General features: G+C 63.9%; 22 protein-coding genes. 13 read left to right on the plus strand and 9 right to left on the minus strand.

All coding sequences use genetic code 11. From position 1 onward, the window contains the following. Window positions 1-229: DUF3427 domain-containing protein (locus ACLD7X_RS13915; RefSeq protein ID WP_411424255.1), on the minus strand; the 229-nt coding region annotated here is incomplete at its 3' end. A 483-nt stretch (window positions 230-712) separates the two neighbouring features. On the opposite strand from ACLD7X_RS13915, the gene ACLD7X_RS13920 reads away from it, so the two are divergent. The 3 genes from ACLD7X_RS13920 to ACLD7X_RS13930 are packed head-to-tail and all read left to right on the plus strand — an operon-like array spanning window position 713 to window position 1,335. Continuing rightward, window positions 713-910 (plus strand): type II toxin-antitoxin system RelE/ParE family toxin, encoded by a 198-nt coding sequence (locus ACLD7X_RS13920; protein WP_411424256.1) that lies wholly within the window; start codon window positions 713-715, stop codon window positions 908-910. A 4-nt stretch (window positions 911-914) separates the two neighbouring features. Then, window positions 915-1,196 carry a HigA family addiction module antitoxin gene (locus ACLD7X_RS13925; protein WP_411424257.1) on the plus strand — a complete coding sequence of 94 codons (282 nt, stop codon included), beginning with the start codon at window positions 915-917 and terminating at the stop codon, window positions 1,194-1,196. Between the two features lie 10 nt (window positions 1,197-1,206). Beyond that, on the plus strand, window positions 1,207-1,335 hold the full coding sequence (locus ACLD7X_RS13930) for a hypothetical protein (RefSeq protein ID WP_411424258.1): 129 nt from the start codon (window positions 1,207-1,209) through the stop codon (window positions 1,333-1,335). A 149-nt stretch (window positions 1,336-1,484) separates the two neighbouring features. Here ACLD7X_RS13930 and ACLD7X_RS13935 read toward each other — a convergent pair whose 3' ends face one another. Beyond that, window positions 1,485-4,667: a DEAD/DEAH box helicase gene (locus tag ACLD7X_RS13935; RefSeq protein ID WP_411424259.1), complete on the minus strand. Its 3,183-nt coding sequence runs from the start codon at window positions 4,665-4,667 to the stop codon at window positions 1,485-1,487. 291 nt (window positions 4,668-4,958) lie between these two features. Here ACLD7X_RS13935 and ACLD7X_RS13940 point away from each other — a divergent pair, with 291 nt between their 5' ends. The 4 genes from ACLD7X_RS13940 (at window position 4,959) to ACLD7X_RS13955 (ending at window position 7,567) form a co-directional block, all read left to right on the plus strand. After that, window positions 4,959-5,258, plus strand: coding sequence for a BrnT family toxin (locus tag ACLD7X_RS13940; protein WP_411424260.1), 300 nt, complete (start codon window positions 4,959-4,961; stop codon window positions 5,256-5,258). Further along, entirely contained in the window at window positions 5,245-5,523 is a 279-nt protein-coding gene (locus tag ACLD7X_RS13945; protein ID WP_412006803.1) for a BrnA antitoxin family protein, read from the plus strand. Before ACLD7X_RS13940 ends, ACLD7X_RS13945 begins: the two co-directional genes overlap by 14 nt. A 106-nt stretch (window positions 5,524-5,629) precedes the next feature. Further along, window positions 5,630-6,649, plus strand: coding sequence for a DUF2806 domain-containing protein (locus ACLD7X_RS13950; RefSeq protein ID WP_411424262.1), 1,020 nt, complete (start codon window positions 5,630-5,632; stop codon window positions 6,647-6,649). A gap of 108 nt (window positions 6,650-6,757) precedes the next feature. Next, complete coding sequence (locus ACLD7X_RS13955; RefSeq protein ID WP_411424263.1) at window positions 6,758-7,567, plus strand: HNH endonuclease; 810 nt, start codon at window positions 6,758-6,760, stop codon at window positions 7,565-7,567. Window positions 7,568-7,663: 96 nt separating this feature from the next. Here the strand turns inward: ACLD7X_RS13955 and ACLD7X_RS13960 are convergent, their stop codons facing one another. The 3 genes from ACLD7X_RS13960 to ACLD7X_RS13970 are packed head-to-tail and all read right to left on the minus strand — an operon-like array spanning window position 7,664 to window position 9,409. After that, window positions 7,664-8,665 carry an HIT domain-containing protein gene (locus ACLD7X_RS13960; RefSeq protein ID WP_411424264.1) on the minus strand — a complete coding sequence of 334 codons (1,002 nt, stop codon included), beginning with the start codon at window positions 8,663-8,665 and terminating at the stop codon, window positions 7,664-7,666. An 11-nt stretch (window positions 8,666-8,676) separates the two neighbouring features. Beyond that, window positions 8,677-9,048, minus strand: a complete 372-nt coding sequence (locus ACLD7X_RS13965; protein WP_425625233.1) for a HEPN domain-containing protein — start codon at window positions 9,046-9,048, stop codon at window positions 8,677-8,679. Between the two features lie 13 nt (window positions 9,049-9,061). Next, the gene (locus ACLD7X_RS13970) at window positions 9,062-9,409 is read right to left on the minus strand and encodes a nucleotidyltransferase domain-containing protein (protein WP_411424266.1); all 348 of its coding nucleotides are present in this window, start codon (window positions 9,407-9,409) and stop codon (window positions 9,062-9,064) included. A gap of 265 nt (window positions 9,410-9,674) precedes the next feature. Between ACLD7X_RS13970 and ACLD7X_RS13975 the strand changes: the two genes are divergently transcribed. The 3 genes from ACLD7X_RS13975 to ACLD7X_RS13985 all read left to right on the plus strand — a co-directional run bounded on the left by ACLD7X_RS13975 (window position 9,675) and on the right by ACLD7X_RS13985 (window position 10,753). Continuing rightward, window positions 9,675-9,899, plus strand: coding sequence for a 2-oxoisovalerate dehydrogenase (locus ACLD7X_RS13975; protein WP_412006802.1), 225 nt, complete (start codon window positions 9,675-9,677; stop codon window positions 9,897-9,899). Next, entirely contained in the window at window positions 9,896-10,141 is a 246-nt protein-coding gene (locus ACLD7X_RS13980; RefSeq protein WP_411424268.1) for a type II toxin-antitoxin system HicA family toxin, read from the plus strand. Before ACLD7X_RS13975 ends, ACLD7X_RS13980 begins: the two co-directional genes overlap by 4 nt. A gap of 342 nt (window positions 10,142-10,483) precedes the next feature. Further along, window positions 10,484-10,753, plus strand: a complete 270-nt coding sequence (locus ACLD7X_RS13985) for a BrnT family toxin (protein WP_412006801.1) — start codon at window positions 10,484-10,486, stop codon at window positions 10,751-10,753. Between the two features lie 254 nt (window positions 10,754-11,007). On the opposite strand, the gene ACLD7X_RS13990 is transcribed toward ACLD7X_RS13985, so the two are convergent. After that, entirely contained in the window at window positions 11,008-11,196 is a 189-nt protein-coding gene (locus ACLD7X_RS13990) for a hypothetical protein (RefSeq protein ID WP_425625235.1), read from the minus strand. Window positions 11,197-11,241: 45 nt separating this feature from the next. Between ACLD7X_RS13990 and ACLD7X_RS13995 the strand changes: the two genes are divergently transcribed. After that, entirely contained in the window at window positions 11,242-11,484 is a 243-nt protein-coding gene (locus ACLD7X_RS13995) for an AbrB/MazE/SpoVT family DNA-binding domain-containing protein (RefSeq protein ID WP_425625236.1), read from the plus strand. Continuing rightward, the gene (locus ACLD7X_RS14000; protein ID WP_411424272.1) at window positions 11,481-11,897 is read left to right on the plus strand and encodes a type II toxin-antitoxin system VapC family toxin; all 417 of its coding nucleotides are present in this window, start codon (window positions 11,481-11,483) and stop codon (window positions 11,895-11,897) included. Before ACLD7X_RS13995 ends, ACLD7X_RS14000 begins: the two co-directional genes overlap by 4 nt. 139 nt (window positions 11,898-12,036) lie before the next feature. Here the strand turns inward: ACLD7X_RS14000 and ACLD7X_RS14005 are convergent, their stop codons facing one another. Further along, on the minus strand, window positions 12,037-12,225 hold the full coding sequence (locus tag ACLD7X_RS14005; RefSeq protein WP_425625238.1) for a hypothetical protein: 189 nt from the start codon (window positions 12,223-12,225) through the stop codon (window positions 12,037-12,039). A 55-nt stretch (window positions 12,226-12,280) separates the two neighbouring features. On the opposite strand from ACLD7X_RS14005, the gene dcd reads away from it, so the two are divergent. Next, window positions 12,281-12,805 carry a dCTP deaminase gene (gene dcd, locus ACLD7X_RS14010; protein ID WP_411424274.1) on the plus strand — a complete coding sequence of 175 codons (525 nt, stop codon included), beginning with the start codon at window positions 12,281-12,283 and terminating at the stop codon, window positions 12,803-12,805. 28 nt (window positions 12,806-12,833) lie between these two features. On the opposite strand, the gene ACLD7X_RS14015 is transcribed toward dcd, so the two are convergent. Continuing rightward, a complete protein-coding gene (locus ACLD7X_RS14015) occupies window positions 12,834-13,490 on the minus strand; it encodes a L,D-transpeptidase (RefSeq protein WP_411424275.1) in 657 nt (218 codons plus the stop codon). Between the two features lie 44 nt (window positions 13,491-13,534). Next, window positions 13,535-14,011 (minus strand): DUF2252 family protein (locus ACLD7X_RS14020; protein WP_411424276.1); only part of this gene is annotated, 477 nt, incomplete at its 5' end.

Raw genomic sequence — 14,011 nt, forward strand, 5'->3', positions numbered from 1 at the left:
CGCGCCGGTGCTCGCGCACGAACAGCACCACCCTTGACCCCTGCGCCTCGTGGTGGATGTAGCGCTGGCCGGTGGGGGAGGCGGCGGTGGTGGTGCTCTGGCTCTCCCAGTGGAACAGCGAGGGGCCCAGGGCCAGGTCGCGGTAGCGGGTCGAGGGGGAGAAGAGGGCTTCGCTCTTGTTGAGGGCCACGAACAGCAGGTCGGCCTGGCTGGGTTCGTGCCAGAGCACACCTTCGCGGTGGAACCAGGGGGCGTAGTCGCGCAGGATGCCGTAGCCGCAGGCTTCTGCGCAGCAGTAGGCCGCTTCGTCTCGGTGCGTCTGTGGTGGCCGTGGACGCGCAGGGGCACCGGCAGCGCCCAGGGCAGCGGGTGGAGGCGGCGATCGGTGCGCTCGGCCAGCAGGTCAAACAGCTGGCGCAGTTCGTCGCACCAGGCGGCCGCCTGCCAGAGCATGGCGAAGGCATCGGGGAGAGGTGCAGGTCCCGGTCCAGCTGCTGCAGGGACACCACCGCACTCTCGGCGGGCCGAAGCTGCCGCACGGTGCCGATGGTGGGGATGTCGAGCCCCTCGGGTGGCTGAACGGAATGCCCATGCCAAGCGTAGGCACGTTCGGCGGGGGTAAGATGATTCAGTGATCAGGTCGTTTCGTTGCCGCGACACTCGGGCCCTGTTCGAGGGGAAGGTGGTGAGGCGGTTTGGAAGCTTCGCTCGCGTGGCTTTTCGCAAGCTCGCCATCCTGGATGCCGCCGGCTGCCTCAACGATCTGCAGATCCCACCAGGCAATCGCCTGGAGCCGCTCCGGGGAGACCGCCATGGCCAGCACAGCATCCGCATCAACGACCAGTTCCGGCTCTGCTTCGTCTGGACGGAAGCCGGCCCAGAGGAGGTCGAGATCGTTGACTACCACTGACCTGATGTTGGTCCCTCCAGGTGAGGTGCTGCTGGAGGAGTTCCTGCGGCCGATGGGAATCAGCCAGTACAGGTTGGCATTGGCGATCAGCGTGCCGGAGAGCCGCGTCAACGCGATCGTGAAGGGGCGCCGAGCAATCACCGCCGACACGGATCTGCGCCTTTGCCGGTTTTTTGGCCTGAGCGAGGGCTTCTGGTTGCGGATGCAGGCCAGCCATGATCTGAAGCTCGCCAAGAAGGCTCTGGGAGATGTCCTGCCAGCGATCGAGCCGTTACAGCACGCCTGATCCAGTCTTGGTGTCGGCCCGCGCCTTGCTGGATCAACGGGATGCTCTGCTGCAGGACCCTGGCTTCCAGGCCGAGCTGGCAGCGTTCTTCGAGGGGTTGCGCGACACGCGCCCTGCGGAACCGGTGGAGTTCCCCTGAAGGACTGTCGCCACGCCTGGATACCTGGGTGCGCGAGCAACGCTGTTGCCTGTCGTCGATCGTGGTGGCGGAGAAAGGCTGCGCCTGGTGACGGTCATCAGGCAGGGGTTGGCCAGGGCCGCCTCCATGACGTGCTGATCTGCCCCCCCTCAAACCGCCAACCCCATCCCCTGCATCCACCCCGCCGGTATCGCCCGCTCCAGCCGCCACCGAATCGCCATCGGCCGCTCCCCCTCGTGGCTTTCGTAGCGGACAAACCCCAGACACCGAAACGGCTCGGTGACACCCCCGGCGCGGCCCCCCTCGCGCCGGTGCTCCCGCACAAACAGCAGCACCCTTGAGCCCCGCGCCTCGTGGTGGATGTAGCGCTGCCCGGTGGGCGAGGCGGCGGTGGTGGTGCTCTGGCTCTCCCAGTGGAACAGGGAGGGGCCGAGGGCCAGGTCGCGGTAGCGGGTGGAGGGGGAGAAGAGGGCTTCGCTCTTGTTGAGGGTCACGAACAGCAGGTCGGTGTGGCTGGGTTCGTGCCAGAAGACACCTTCGCGGTGGATCCAGGGGGCGTCGTCGTGGAGGATTCCGAAGGCGGCCTCGATCTCGGCGCGGGAATAGCGGCCGTGCACCCGCAACGGCACCGGCAACGCCCAGGGCAACGGGTAGAGCCGGTGATCCGCCTGCTCGGCCAGCAGCTCCAGCAGCTGGACCAGCTCCACTCGCCAGGCACCCATCTGCCAGAGCACCGCCAGGGCTTCGGCCAGGGGCGTCCAGCGCTTGCCGGTGCCGAACAGCTGGGCGGTGAGCATCAGCCACTGGCGCTGCTCGCGATCGCCCAGACCGGTGACATCAGGAGGTGCATCGGCCTGCAGCTGGGCGGCTAGCCAACGCAGACGATCGGGGTCGTCCAGATGGAGCAGGCCGGCGCCGATGGCACGCGTGAGCCGCTCCTCCTGCGGGTGAGGCCCGCCGCTGAGCCAGCCCAGCTCGCGCCGGAGGGCGGTGAAGCCGGCGCCGCGCACGCCGTAGAACTCGGCCGGCTCCATGCCCAGTGCGTCGAGCCAGTCGGCCAGGCCTGATGCGGGGCTGATCACCCCCTCGGCCGCCAGGGCGCGCAGCTCCTCCAGCAGTTGTGGCCAGCGGCGGGGCAGGTTCTGGCGCAGGTTGTCCAGCACCCGCTGCGACGCCACCCGATCGAGCACCAGCCGGCAACCGGGCGGCAGGAACGGAAAGCCCTGAACGAGCTGGGTTTCCAGCTGACGGCGGCTGCCTCCCAGCAGGGCGCGGTAGCGCAGATCGAAGCGGAAGCGCCGGTGCTGCTGGCCGATGAAATCCAGCACCGTGAGGCAGCTCTTGCCGGTTTCGGGGGAGAGGCGCAGGCCCCGGCCGAGCTGCTGCAGAAACACCACGGCACTCTCGGTGGGGCGCAGCAGCAGCACGGTGTCGATGGCCGGGATGTCGAGCCCCTCGTTGAAGAGGTCGACGGCGAAGAGGATCTGCAGCTCACCGTTCTGAAGGCGGCGTAGGGCATGCCGGCGCGCATCAGCAGGGCTGCTGGCATCGAGGGCTTCGGCATTGAGACCGCGGGCGCGGAAACGCTCGGCCATGAAGCGGGCGTGCTCCACGCTCACGCAGAAGCCCAGGGCCCGCATTCGGGATGGATCGGCGAGCTTCTTGTCGAGCTCGCTGAGGATTAGATCCACGCGGCGGTGGTCGCCGGTGTAGAGGGTGCTGAGCTCGGCGGGCACGTAGCCGCCGCGGCGCCATTCCAGGGCGGAGAGGTCGGTGGCGTCGGCCACGGCGAAGTAGTGGAAGGGGCTGAGCAGGCCCTGGTCGAGGGCACTCCAGAGACGCAGCTCGGCGGCGATGCGGCCCTCGAACCAATGGAGGATGTCGAGCCCGTCGGCGCGCTCGGGGGTGGCGGTGAGGCCGAACAGGAGCTTGGGGGTGAGGTGATCGAGCCAGCGGCGGTAGCTGGATGCGGCTGCGTGGTGGAACTCATCCACGATCACCACGTCGAACCGATCGGCGGGAATCTCAGCCGTGTCCTGCTGGCTGAGCGACTGCACGGAGGCGAACACATGGCGCCACTGGCTGGGCCGCTCGCCATCCACCCAGAGTTCGCCGAAAGAGGGATCGCGCAGCACCTGGCGAAAGGTGGCCAGGGCCTGCTGCAGGATTTCCTTGCGGTGGGCGATCAGCAGCAATGGCGGCGGATCGGGCGAGGGGAACCGCTCGGAGAAGTCGGCATGGAGCCGGGCCACATCGAAGGCGGCGAGCACGGTTTTGCCGGTGCCGGTGGCCGCCACCACGAGGTTGTGCCAGCGGTGGTGAAGCGAGCGTTCGGCCGCCAGCTGATCGAGCATCTCACGCTGGTAGGCGTAGGGCCGCAGGTCGAACCAAACAGGCGCGGTGGCGCCACTGGCGGAGTCGTCGCCACGGGCCAGGGCAAGCTGATGGTCGATGCGGACCTGCTGTTCGGCAGTGGCGCCGTAGGGCTCGAACTCGCCCTCCTCCCAGTAGGCCTCGAACGTGCCTTGAAACTTGCGCAGCATCGCCGGCGTTTCCAGGGCTGCCAGGCGCACGTTCCATTCCAGGCCATCCACCAGGGCGGCATGGGAGAGATTGGAGGAGCCGATGTAGGCGGTGCTGGTGCCGCTGGCGCGGTGAAACAGCCAGGCCTTTGCGTGCAGACGGGTGCGGCGCGTGTCGGTGCTGACGCGCACCTGGGCCCCGCGGGCCACCAGCCAGTCGAGCGCCTTGCGATCGGTGGCGCCCATGTACACGGTGGTAAGCACGCGCAGGGGGCGGCCGGCATCGAGGTGGGCACTCAGCTGCTCCTGCAGCAGACGCAGGCCGCTCCACTTGATGAAGGCACAGAGCAGGTCGATCCGATCGGCTGAAGGACACTCCGCCTGCAGAGCCAGGCCCACGCTGGGCTCACTGGGCGCGTTGATCAGCAGGGTGCCATCGGCCAGGGGGATCAGGGGCCGGGTGATGGGGACCTGGCCAGGGAGCAAGGGAGCATCGCGCAGCTCTCGCAGCAGCCGAGCGCTGGGGTGCAGCTGGTCGCCGGGGTGGACGGCGGCGGGTACCTTCTGGTGCAGCAGGGCCACGATCTGGTTCACCAGCGCCAGCTGCTCTTGCTGTCGCTGGGCTTCTGGTAACGAGGCCAGGGCTGCTTCGCTCAGCTTGTGCAGGTAGCGGGCCAGGCGTTGGGGGGCTTCGGCGGGGTCGAGTGGATCAAGGTGGTCCAGGCCCGCCGGCCCGCAAGCGAGGGCCTGGTGGATGGCTTCGCTGAAGGGGTGGTCGTAGAGGCCTGCAGGTAGCGCCTGGTCGGACATGAGTGGGTAGGCCTGTTACCGAAGGCCCTGCAGCCCAGTGGTGGGCAAAAGCCAGACCTGGGAATTTTATGCGGGTCCGCATAAACTGACACAGGCTTTGAAAGACAAGGTCAGATGGGTTGCCTGGAAAGGTTTCTGCTGGTGCCAGCCTCAAGAGATTCGTGGCTTATGCGGACAGGAAGAGGGCATCTAGGGGTTTAGGCGGATCCGCCCAATAACAAGTTAGGCCCACCTGAAAGCTGCTTGATGAAACGAAGTTGACGGTGGGGATTCTCGTAGCTACAGTAAAGTGTGCAGTTCGATTTCGACCCTGGCAAGGACGCTATCAATCTGAGCAAGCATGGCCTCTCTTTGGCGGCCGCAGCTGAGCTCAGCTGGGAGGCAGCACTCGTCTGGCTTGATGATCGTGCTGACTATGGTGAAGTAAGGATGGTTGCCTTGGCTCCACTAGGAGACATACTCTATTTTGTAGCCTTTGTAGATCGCGAGTCGACAAGGAGAATCATTAGCCTACGCAGAGCCAATCGCCGTGAGGTCAATCACTATGTCAAAGCCATTAAAGAAGATCAGCCTGAAGATGCCGACACGTGAGGAAGATCAGTTGATAACTGCGGCGGCGGAATCAGATCCTGATGCCCTCCCGCTTACAGACGAGCAGATGAGCGCGATGGCCCCCATTCGTGTGCTGCGCGGTCGACCAGAGTTGGCAAATAAAAAGCAGCTGGTATCAATCCGATATAGTCCTGAGGTTATTGACTATTTCAGGGCTTCTGGAGCTGGTTGGCAAGCTCGTATGGATGCTGTGCTGAAGGACTACGTCGAAGCGCAATCCACTGGCGATGCGAAGGGGGCCTAACATCAAGATTCAGAAGACGGGAGCGGAGGTAAGCGCCAATTTCAAAGTTTCGGCCCGCTTCTGATCTTGGCGTTAGACTCCCTCACCGAAGCACCGTTTTCTTTGCATGGAAATTAAAGACCTCGCAGGACTCAGCGAACCCTTGACTCGCCTCATCGAGGTTATATCGCAGGGGGTGGGCGAGGTCTCGCGACCGTACCTAGTCAGGAAGAATGCAGATGCAAAAGCATATGAGATTCGTGCAATCGCAGGCGCCTTGAAAGAAGTCGCCGAGCGACATCAACTTCCAGCGGTATTCAAGGATGGCGAAATAGAGATGTGGCAGCGAACCGAAGATAGAACCCTATCGCTAGAGGCTCCTGATTACGAGATCCGCTCTGCGCGCCGGCTTGGTTACCAGCAGCGCAAGCGCCAAGATAACGTAGAGAGAATCACGGCGGTAGCCGCAGCTGAACTATCGCAGCAGACAGAGGTAGCAGATGAACGACCAGACGATGATTGGATCAATCGATTCTTTCGCGCTGCCGAAGACGTTTCATCGGAGCAAATGCAAGAACTTTGGGGAAGGATTCTGTCAGGCGAGGTTATCAAGCCTGGAAGCTACTCACTCAAGACCCTTGAGTTCATGAGGAATATCACTAAGTCTGACGCTGACTTAATTGTGGAGATGGCGAAGTTGGCTGTCTTTTACAGTGGCACCGCCATCCTTCCCACTCCCGCTAAAGAATGGCTCCGAACAGAGAGGAAAATTTTCCCTGGCCACCATTTCGCGGCTGGAGAACTTGGTATCATGTATCCAACCGATCTGAACTACAGGGTCTTTCTAGAGCCAGAGATGACCCAAGCAGTCTTTCTATCTGGCGGCTTTGTCTTGATTGTTGACAGGGGGTCAGTCACAGGCCACATTGAATTACCCGTATGGAAGTTCACGCGTATTGGACAGGAAGTCTTGCAGCTAATTCCGGTTGATGGAGACGAACCACATTTAACCCAGATTGGTGAGTTCTTTGCTGCCCGCAACGCTCCCGCCAAAACCGCTCAAGTTATCGAGCGACTCTCTAATGGAGCCGTCCGCTTTCAAAATGCGAAGGATATTCGACTTCCCGTTGAGAGTGCTCCCGATTAGAATGTCTAACATTGCCATTCACCAGAGCCGCCTCCAGGAGTTACTTGTTCCAGCCTGAGACCATTGCGGCCTGGTGATGGCAAGCGTTAGATGCACTAAAGTAGAGCCATGAATACATACCTACTTGCCTGGAATCCGCTGAAGTACCCTTGGGGCTCGCTTGACGATGAATTAAACCAAGTAAGACAGGATGGCTCGTCTTGGGTGCGATGGAGCGTAGCGAATAATCGCAGCATTCAGCCCGGCGATCGTTTATTCCTTATCAGGCTGGGGAAGGATCCACGTGGAATCGTTGGTTCTGGTTGGGCGAAGACTGCGCCCTACGAAGCCGCGCATTGGGATCTAGATCGTGCAGCCGTTGGGGAAGTGACGAACTACGTCGACATGGCCTTCGATTCCCTCTTTGAGGCGCCTCGGTTGCCGATGTCGATGCTTCAATCACCTCCATTGAATGGCTATAAGAACTGGAGCACGCAGATGTCAGGTGTCCAAATTCCATCACTATTGGCAGTCGAACTCGAAGGTTTCTGGGCTGAGGTTGTCGGCGCTCGGGGTATTGGCTTCCCTGAAGAGACGGCCACAGAAGCCGAGTATCCAGAGGGTGCTGCCAGCAAGGTCTACGTCAACAAGTACGAGCGCAATCCTGCAGCACGTGAAGCATGCTTACAGCATTATGGACGGGCCTGTTGCGTGTGCGGAATGAGTTTCGGAGATCGTTATGGCTCTATCGCGGCATCATTCATTCAGGTTCACCATGTTCGGCAACTGTCGGAAATCAAGGTCGAGTATAAAGTAGACCCAATTAAGGATCTCAGGCCGATCTGTCCAAATTGCCATGCAGTCGTACATCTCAAGAAGCCGGCACTGAGCATCGAGCAGGCCCGCAACTTACTTGAAGATGTCAAATCTGGCATCTAACACGCCCCTCGATTGGACAGCCTGCCACCGATGTCTTGTTTAAGATCAAGGGACTTGAATGCTACTCAGGGGCAGCGTTGAGCGCTGGGTTCGCTGTCAATACCTCTGTCGTTGAGGAATCACCCCCCGCACCCCTCCCCGCGGCTGCTCACAATCCCCTCCCCGCCTCGGAATCAGATGCAAGTGCGCATGAAACACCGTCTGCCCGGCAGCTTCGCCTGAGTTCAGCCCAACGTTCCAGCCGCTGATCGAAGAGTCTTCCGCGATGAGCTGCTCCCGCCGCTGCTGCAGCAGTGCCACCACGGCGTTCCACTCCGGCTGGTGCAGCGCCATCCCATCCGCCACATGCCTCCGCGGGATCACCAGGCTGTGGCCCTCGCTCACCGGGTAGGCGTCGGCGATGCAGAGCGCCAGCTCGTTCTCCAGCAGCACCCGCCCGCTCTCCTCCAGTGCGCAGAAGACACAGCCTTCCTCGCGGTGGCCGTAGCTGGCCTGGACGCCGCGGAAATCGGTGCTGTCTGTGTCGCGCTTGCCGGCGTTGCAGCGGAAGCAGAGCGCCTGCAGGTTGCTGATGTCATCCGAGCCGCCCTGGTTTTTCGGCACGATGTGGTCCACCTCCAGGGCCCGTTGGTGCTCATGGGCGCCGCAGCATTCGCAGCGGCCCCGGGCGCGGGTGAGCACCCGGTATTTCACCGAGCCGCTGACTGGGGTTCGAGTTCGTGAGCGGTGTGCAAACACCTCCTCGCCGCGCTGCTCGCGGAAGGCATCGAGGCGCTGGCGGCACAGCTGCTGCAGCGCGTCGCGCTCGGTGTCGCTCAGCTCGTCGCCCCCGATCAGGCTGTAGGCGCCGTTGCCGTAGTGCGTGATGCCGTTGCCGGTGAGCACGCGGCCCACCATCCGTTTCACCCGTTCCGTGTAGTAGTCGATCTGGGTCACGTCCTCCCCCAGGATCCGCCGGGCGATGTCCTGCGCCGGGGCCGGGCTGTGGCGGCCCAGCAGTTCCATGAGCATCAGCGGTTGGTAGATGTGGCTCATGCGCATGCGCTTGGCGATGTAGTCGCGGAGGCGCTCGTAGGTGGGGGAGGGGTTTGGGGGCATGGGAGACCCCATCAAGGGTCACTGTCAGAACCTGGCAGGATCAGTGCGTTGACACGCGCCAGCAGCGCATTCACCTGTCGGTTGTAGTGCGCTCGATCCAGCCCCAGAGGGGTGGGATCAGCGTCATAGCGGAACTGCACGGCGTAGACGGTGACCCGAGCCAGCGGCTCCAGATCTGCCGTGCTCACACCGGCTGCGGCGAGAAGCAGCACCAGACGACGCAGATCATGGGTGAGCGGCGGATCGACTTCCAGATGCAGCAGCCAGGCTTTCAACGCCTTCTCCACGGCCTGCTGAAGCCAGAACCCCCAGGCACCCTCCCGGAATACCGCTGGATCACTGCTGGCCTCAGCCGTTTCCAGGTCGGCTGCGGCGATCTTCACCAGGCCTTCCGGTTCAGAGAGCACCATCCAGCACCCGCCCCTCCCGGTAGGCCCTGCCGATCACGTGACTGCGCCAGTGGCGGCGCTCCACGCACTCCTTCTGGGAATAGAGCAACAGATCAAGGGACACATCCGCCTGGGCCAGCTCGTCCCAGAGCTGGTTGAGCACCTCGAAGCGTTGGTGGCCCTCAAGCCAGGCATCCGGTGCGGTGATCAGCAGGTCGATGTCCGATTCCGGCCCCGCTGTGCCACGCGCCCGGGAGCCGAACAAGCGCACTTCGGCGCCTGGGATCCTTTGCCGGATCACAGCCGCCATCCGCTGGAGGCGCTGGTCGATCGGTAGCGCGGCGGCGCTGGTCATGCCGCCATTCTGGGCAGGGTCTTATCGAGCTGGTAGGGAGGGGAATCCTGGCTGGGGGTGTGATGGGTCATGGGTTGATCCTTGCGGCTCCCGTACGCATCTGCCAGGGTCGTCTTTGGGCGGCCCGTCAGGCTGGCGCCCCTGCTGGGATCCCTTCTGGTGCGGGCGCGTGGCGGCTGCAGTCAACACGGCTCTGGGTGCTGGTGTGCCGCCCCAGTCCCTCTGCCCAGACAGGGGCAGCATCCCGCCCGCCACTGCCAGACTGGTGCCGCTGGAGGGCGTCATGCAGGAAATCCTTTTCGTGGTCGAGGAAGCGGAGGATGGGTCCTACCGGGCCAGCGCAGCCGGTGCCGCGATCCACACCGAGGCCGACACTCTCGAGGAGCTCCACCGGGAGATCCGCGACGCCGTCGTCTGCCACTTCGATCCCGGCCAGGCGCCACCCCTGATCCGCCTCCATCACGTGAGGCAGGAACTGCTGGCCCTGTGAGGATTCCGCGGGACGTCAACGGCCAGCTCCTTGCTGAGCGCCTGCAGCGCCATGGTTACGCGGTGACCCGACAAACAGGCAGTCACATGCGGCTGACCCGAGATGCCGCCGGCCAGCAGCAGCACCTCACGATTCCGGCCCACAAGCCGCTGAGGGTTGGCACCTTGCGGCAGATCCTCAAGGACGTGGCCGGTCTGGTGGGCTGCTCAATCGAGGAGCTGATCGGCAGCCTGGATCTTTGAGGGCTGGGGGCAGTGCGGCCGATCTTTTGGATGAGCACGCGGCCCACCATCCGTTTCCCAGGATCCGCCGGGCGATGTCCTGCGCCGGGGCCGGGCTGGCTGTTCCCTGGCAAACCCATGGCCCAGCAGTTCCATGAGCATCAGCGGTTGGTCGATGGGTCTCATGCGCATCCGCTCGGCGATGGTGTGCCGGAGGCGCTCGTAGGTGGAGGAGGGTATGGGGCCATCCTCGCTGGGGTGTGACGGGGGGTGGCACTTGTGGGTCGAGGCTCGGTTCTGCGTTGCTCATGACCAGCCCCCTTGGGGAGCCCGCCCTGGCCTCCTGCCCATGGCTGCAACACGGTGATCGGCTTTGATCCCCTCAAGCGCCTCCGCACCCTCGAGCAGCGAGGCCTCGACTTTCTTGATGCTGAACGTGTGTTTGCGGGGCGTACCGTTGAGTTTGAGGACCTCAGGCGCGACTATGGTGAGATCCGGACCGTCTGCCTCGGGCTGCTGGAGGGCCGCATGGTCGTGATCATCTACACCCAGCGTCCCATTTATCGCCATATCATTTCGATGCGCAAGGCCAATGCAAGAGAGCAACTTCGTTTTCGTCGCCACTTCACCTGAAGATCCGATCCGTTCGGATCTTCAGTATGTGGATGCGCATGTGATTCAACCTGAGGAATATGCCGAGATCCCCGAGATCACCGACGCGGATCTGGCCCGTGCCGTGATCAAGCCGCCCCGCAGACTTGAAAAGCCTCAGTAGGTTCTTTTCATCGAGTCCCACAGGGTCTGCACCAACTCCAGACGCTGTGCCAGGGCATTATCAGCAGGTCATTCACCACATCCCATCTGACAGAGCCGGAATGCAGTGGGAATCAGACTGGAAGGGGCCTTGAGTTACCTGAGATCACCGGCTCCGAGCTGGTTCCTGGGGATGATCGGGCCAACTCCTCACCCCGTTGCTCGCGGAACCCGTCCAGCCGCTGGCGGCACAGCTGCAGCGGCGCGTCACGCCCATCGCCGTAGCGGGTGATGCCGTTGCCGCTGAGCACCAAGCCCACCATCCACGCCAGCTAGTATTACCAGGTAATACCAGCGCAGGACCGGCTGTGGACGCCTCCAGCTCCAGCTCAGTCACCAGCAAAGGGCAGGTCACCATTCCCAAGGCCCTGCGCCAGCAGCTGGGCCTGGCCAGGGGCAGTCGCGTCAGCTTCCAGCTGGTGGGTGACCACATCGAAGTGCGGCCCTGCAAGCCCCGGCAACCGGTGAGCACCAGCGGCTTTGGCCTGCTCAAGAGTCAACGCCCGCCGGTACCGGTCGACTTCGATCCGGCCAGCCTCCTGCATCCATGATCGGGCTCGATACCAATGTGCTGGCTCGCTATTTCGTCGAAGAAGCTCAAGCCGATGCCGCCACGCAGCGTCAGCGAGAAGCAGCGCGCCAGTTGATCGAATCCGGCCAGAAGCTGTTCCTGCCCAAGTCCGTGGCTCTGGAACTGGAGTGGCTGCTGCGTGGTTACTACGGCTTCCCGGTGCAGCAGGTGCTGCAGGTGTTCGAACAGCTGCTGCATCACGCAGACCTGCAGATCGAAGATCGCCCAGCCCTGGAGCAGGCCGTGGCTGGGTTGGCGTCTGGACTGGATTTCGCTGACGCCCTGCATCACGCCAGCTGCCGCGGCTGCGAAGCCATCGCCTCCTTCGACGATCGGGGTTTCGCCCGGCGCATCCGTCAGCTCAACCTGCCGCCGCGCGTCGTGGTGCCATAGCCGTATGGGGGGATGTCTGTCGCCAGAGCCTTGGGTCGCGGCCTCAATGCAGAACGGCAAGCACCGGATCAGGGCTCGGCGGGTGCCGCGGTAGCCCGCGAGGTCAGCCTCAGGGTTGATGTGGATGCGGCGGGGCTGTTCAGCCCGCCCCACCGGAGCCGAGCGAGCGCAGGATGGCCCAGAGGCTGCCGCCGGCTTCGGGACGCGCCATATCCCGATTGGCAAACCACATCGCGCCCGCCAGGCCGTTGAGCGCCAGCACCCCCAGCCACACCCTCCATCCTTCCGGCAGCTTCATGGCGTTGCTTGTGGCGAAGGCGTCCATCATCCCCGGCGCACCCACCGCCTGAGACAATCCAGCTCCGCCCATCCCAGGTACCACCATGGCCGTGCTCGGGAGAGAGGCGATTCTGGAGGCGATCGCGCAGGGCGCCATCACGGTCACGCCCTTCGATCCCGAGCGGCTGGGCCCCGCCTCGCTCGACCTCACCCTCGCCCCCACCTTCCGCGTGTTCCGCAAGGTGCATGCGGTGATCGAGGTGCGGGAGCACACCGATTACCGGCAGCTCACCGAGAAGATCGTGGTGCCCGAGGGCCAGCACATCCTGATCATGCCCGGCGAAACCGTGCTCGGCATCACCCAGGAGCGGCTGCGTCTGGGCCCCGGCCTCTGCGGCTGGCTGGAGGGCCGCAGCCGCTTCGCGCGCCTGGGCCTGATGGTCCACATCAGTGCCCCCTTCATGGGGCCGGGCATCGACAGCCAGCAGGTGCTGGAGATGAGCAACTTCGGCCCCGCTCCCTTGGCCGTGCATCCCGGTACAGCGATCTGCCAGTTCGTGTTCCAGCAGCTGCAGGGCAGCGAGAGCTATGCCGGCCGTTTCGCCGGCCAGACGGAACACTCCTTCTGAGCAGCCCTGCCTGCGCGCCGTGGTGCCGTCACGGGGTGCACGGCCCCTTGGCCCTGATCACCACCTCATCGCCCAGCTTCACGGTGCTGAGCAGCGTGCGCAGCACCGGCTCGGCCACGTTCACGCAGCCGCCGGTCACCTGCTGGCCGATGCGCTGGTCGTTGTTGCTGCCGTGGATGGCGAAGCTGTACCAGCGGAACTTGCCGTCGTAGGTGTTGAAGGCGAAGGGCTGTTTGACGCTGTCCACCGGGGCCAGGCTCACGTAGCCGAGGCCGTACTCGCCGGTTTCGCCATCGCCGCTGAAGTCGATCGCGTTCATGTCACGGAAGAGGGTGGCCTTGAGCTCGGCCTCCGATTTGCCCGACCGGGCAATCAGGGCCGGCTCCATCACGAAGCGGTCGTTGCTGAGGATCGCATTCACCTTGAACCGCCCCAGCGGCGTGTAGCCCTCCTCGAAGCGGCTGCCGGCGCAGGTGACGCCCTTCTTGCCGAAGCCCACCTTGAACACCGTGCGCTCCTCGCCGCGGGGCAGCACGCCGAAACTCAGGGAGGGGTCGCCCGGATCCAGCTCGATCTGGATGGGCCCGGTGATGGCGGCAGCCTCCTGCCGGGGCGCCTGGCTCTCCCCGCAGCTGGAGAGAGCCAGGCCGATCCCGACCAGGGCAGGCAAGAAGAAAGGGCGCATGGCGGGCCGGAAGCTCCGGGCCCATGATGCCGGCCCCCGCTGCCTCAGAGGTCCTCTTCCACCAGGGCCTCGAGGCGCCCCTGCTTCACCGCCTCCACCAGGGCGGCATGGTCGCGCTCCGTCTGGTCGGCATAGGCCACGGCAAAATCCGCCATGGCTTCGTCGAACGCGTCACCCTTGCCGAGATAGCCACTGATCGTGGCCGAATCTCCCGACCTGGCATGGGCCCGGGCCAGGCTCCAGCCGCAGTGAGCCGCGTAGCGGCTGAGTTCATCCGCCTCGAGACCTTCGATCGGCACGGAGAGCTTCATGTCACGCAGCTGGCGCACGAAGAACTCGTAGCCATGCCGTCCCCGCACCCAGCCCAGGAAGATGTCGCTCGACGACTGGATGAGCCGCTGCCCCATCACCACCCGCTGCCCCTGATTCTCGTAGGTGCAGGGCTGGGTGTAGGGCTCGAGAACCGAATGCCGGGCCTCCTTCACCTGCAGGATCAGGGGGTGATTCTCTTCCGAATAGAG

It is taken from the genome of Aphanothece microscopica RSMan92, assembly GCF_046613545.2.
GTDB lineage: Bacteria > Cyanobacteriota > Cyanobacteriia > PCC-6307 > Cyanobiaceae > NIES-981.

Coding starts and splice junctions, on each gene's coding strand:
- ACLD7X_RS13925 (WP_411424257.1), top strand. CDS start 915: ATGTTGGTCCCTCCAGGTGAGGTGCTGCTGGAGGAGTTCCTGCGGCCG.
- ACLD7X_RS13935 (WP_411424259.1), bottom strand. CDS start 4,667: ATGTCCGACCAGGCGCTACCTGCAGGCCTCTACGACCACCCCTTCAGC.
- ACLD7X_RS13945 (WP_412006803.1), top strand. CDS start 5,245: ATGCCGACACGTGAGGAAGATCAGTTGATAACTGCGGCGGCGGAATCA.
- ACLD7X_RS13950 (WP_411424262.1), top strand. CDS start 5,630: ATGGAAATTAAAGACCTCGCAGGACTCAGCGAACCCTTGACTCGCCTC.
- ACLD7X_RS13955 (WP_411424263.1), top strand. CDS start 6,758: ATGAATACATACCTACTTGCCTGGAATCCGCTGAAGTACCCTTGGGGC.
- ACLD7X_RS13960 (WP_411424264.1), bottom strand. CDS start 8,665: ATGCCCCCAAACCCCTCCCCCACCTACGAGCGCCTCCGCGACTACATC.
- ACLD7X_RS13970 (WP_411424266.1), bottom strand. CDS start 9,409: ATGACCAGCGCCGCCGCGCTACCGATCGACCAGCGCCTCCAGCGGATG.
- ACLD7X_RS13990 (WP_425625235.1), bottom strand. CDS start 11,196: ATGGTGGGCTTGGTGCTCAGCGGCAACGGCATCACCCGCTACGGCGAT.
- ACLD7X_RS14000 (WP_411424272.1), top strand. CDS start 11,481: ATGATCGGGCTCGATACCAATGTGCTGGCTCGCTATTTCGTCGAAGAA.
- ACLD7X_RS14005 (WP_425625238.1), bottom strand. CDS start 12,225: ATGATGGACGCCTTCGCCACAAGCAACGCCATGAAGCTGCCGGAAGGA.
- dcd (WP_411424274.1), top strand. CDS start 12,281: ATGGCCGTGCTCGGGAGAGAGGCGATTCTGGAGGCGATCGCGCAGGGC.
- ACLD7X_RS14015 (WP_411424275.1), bottom strand. CDS start 13,490: ATGCGCCCTTTCTTCTTGCCTGCCCTGGTCGGGATCGGCCTGGCTCTC.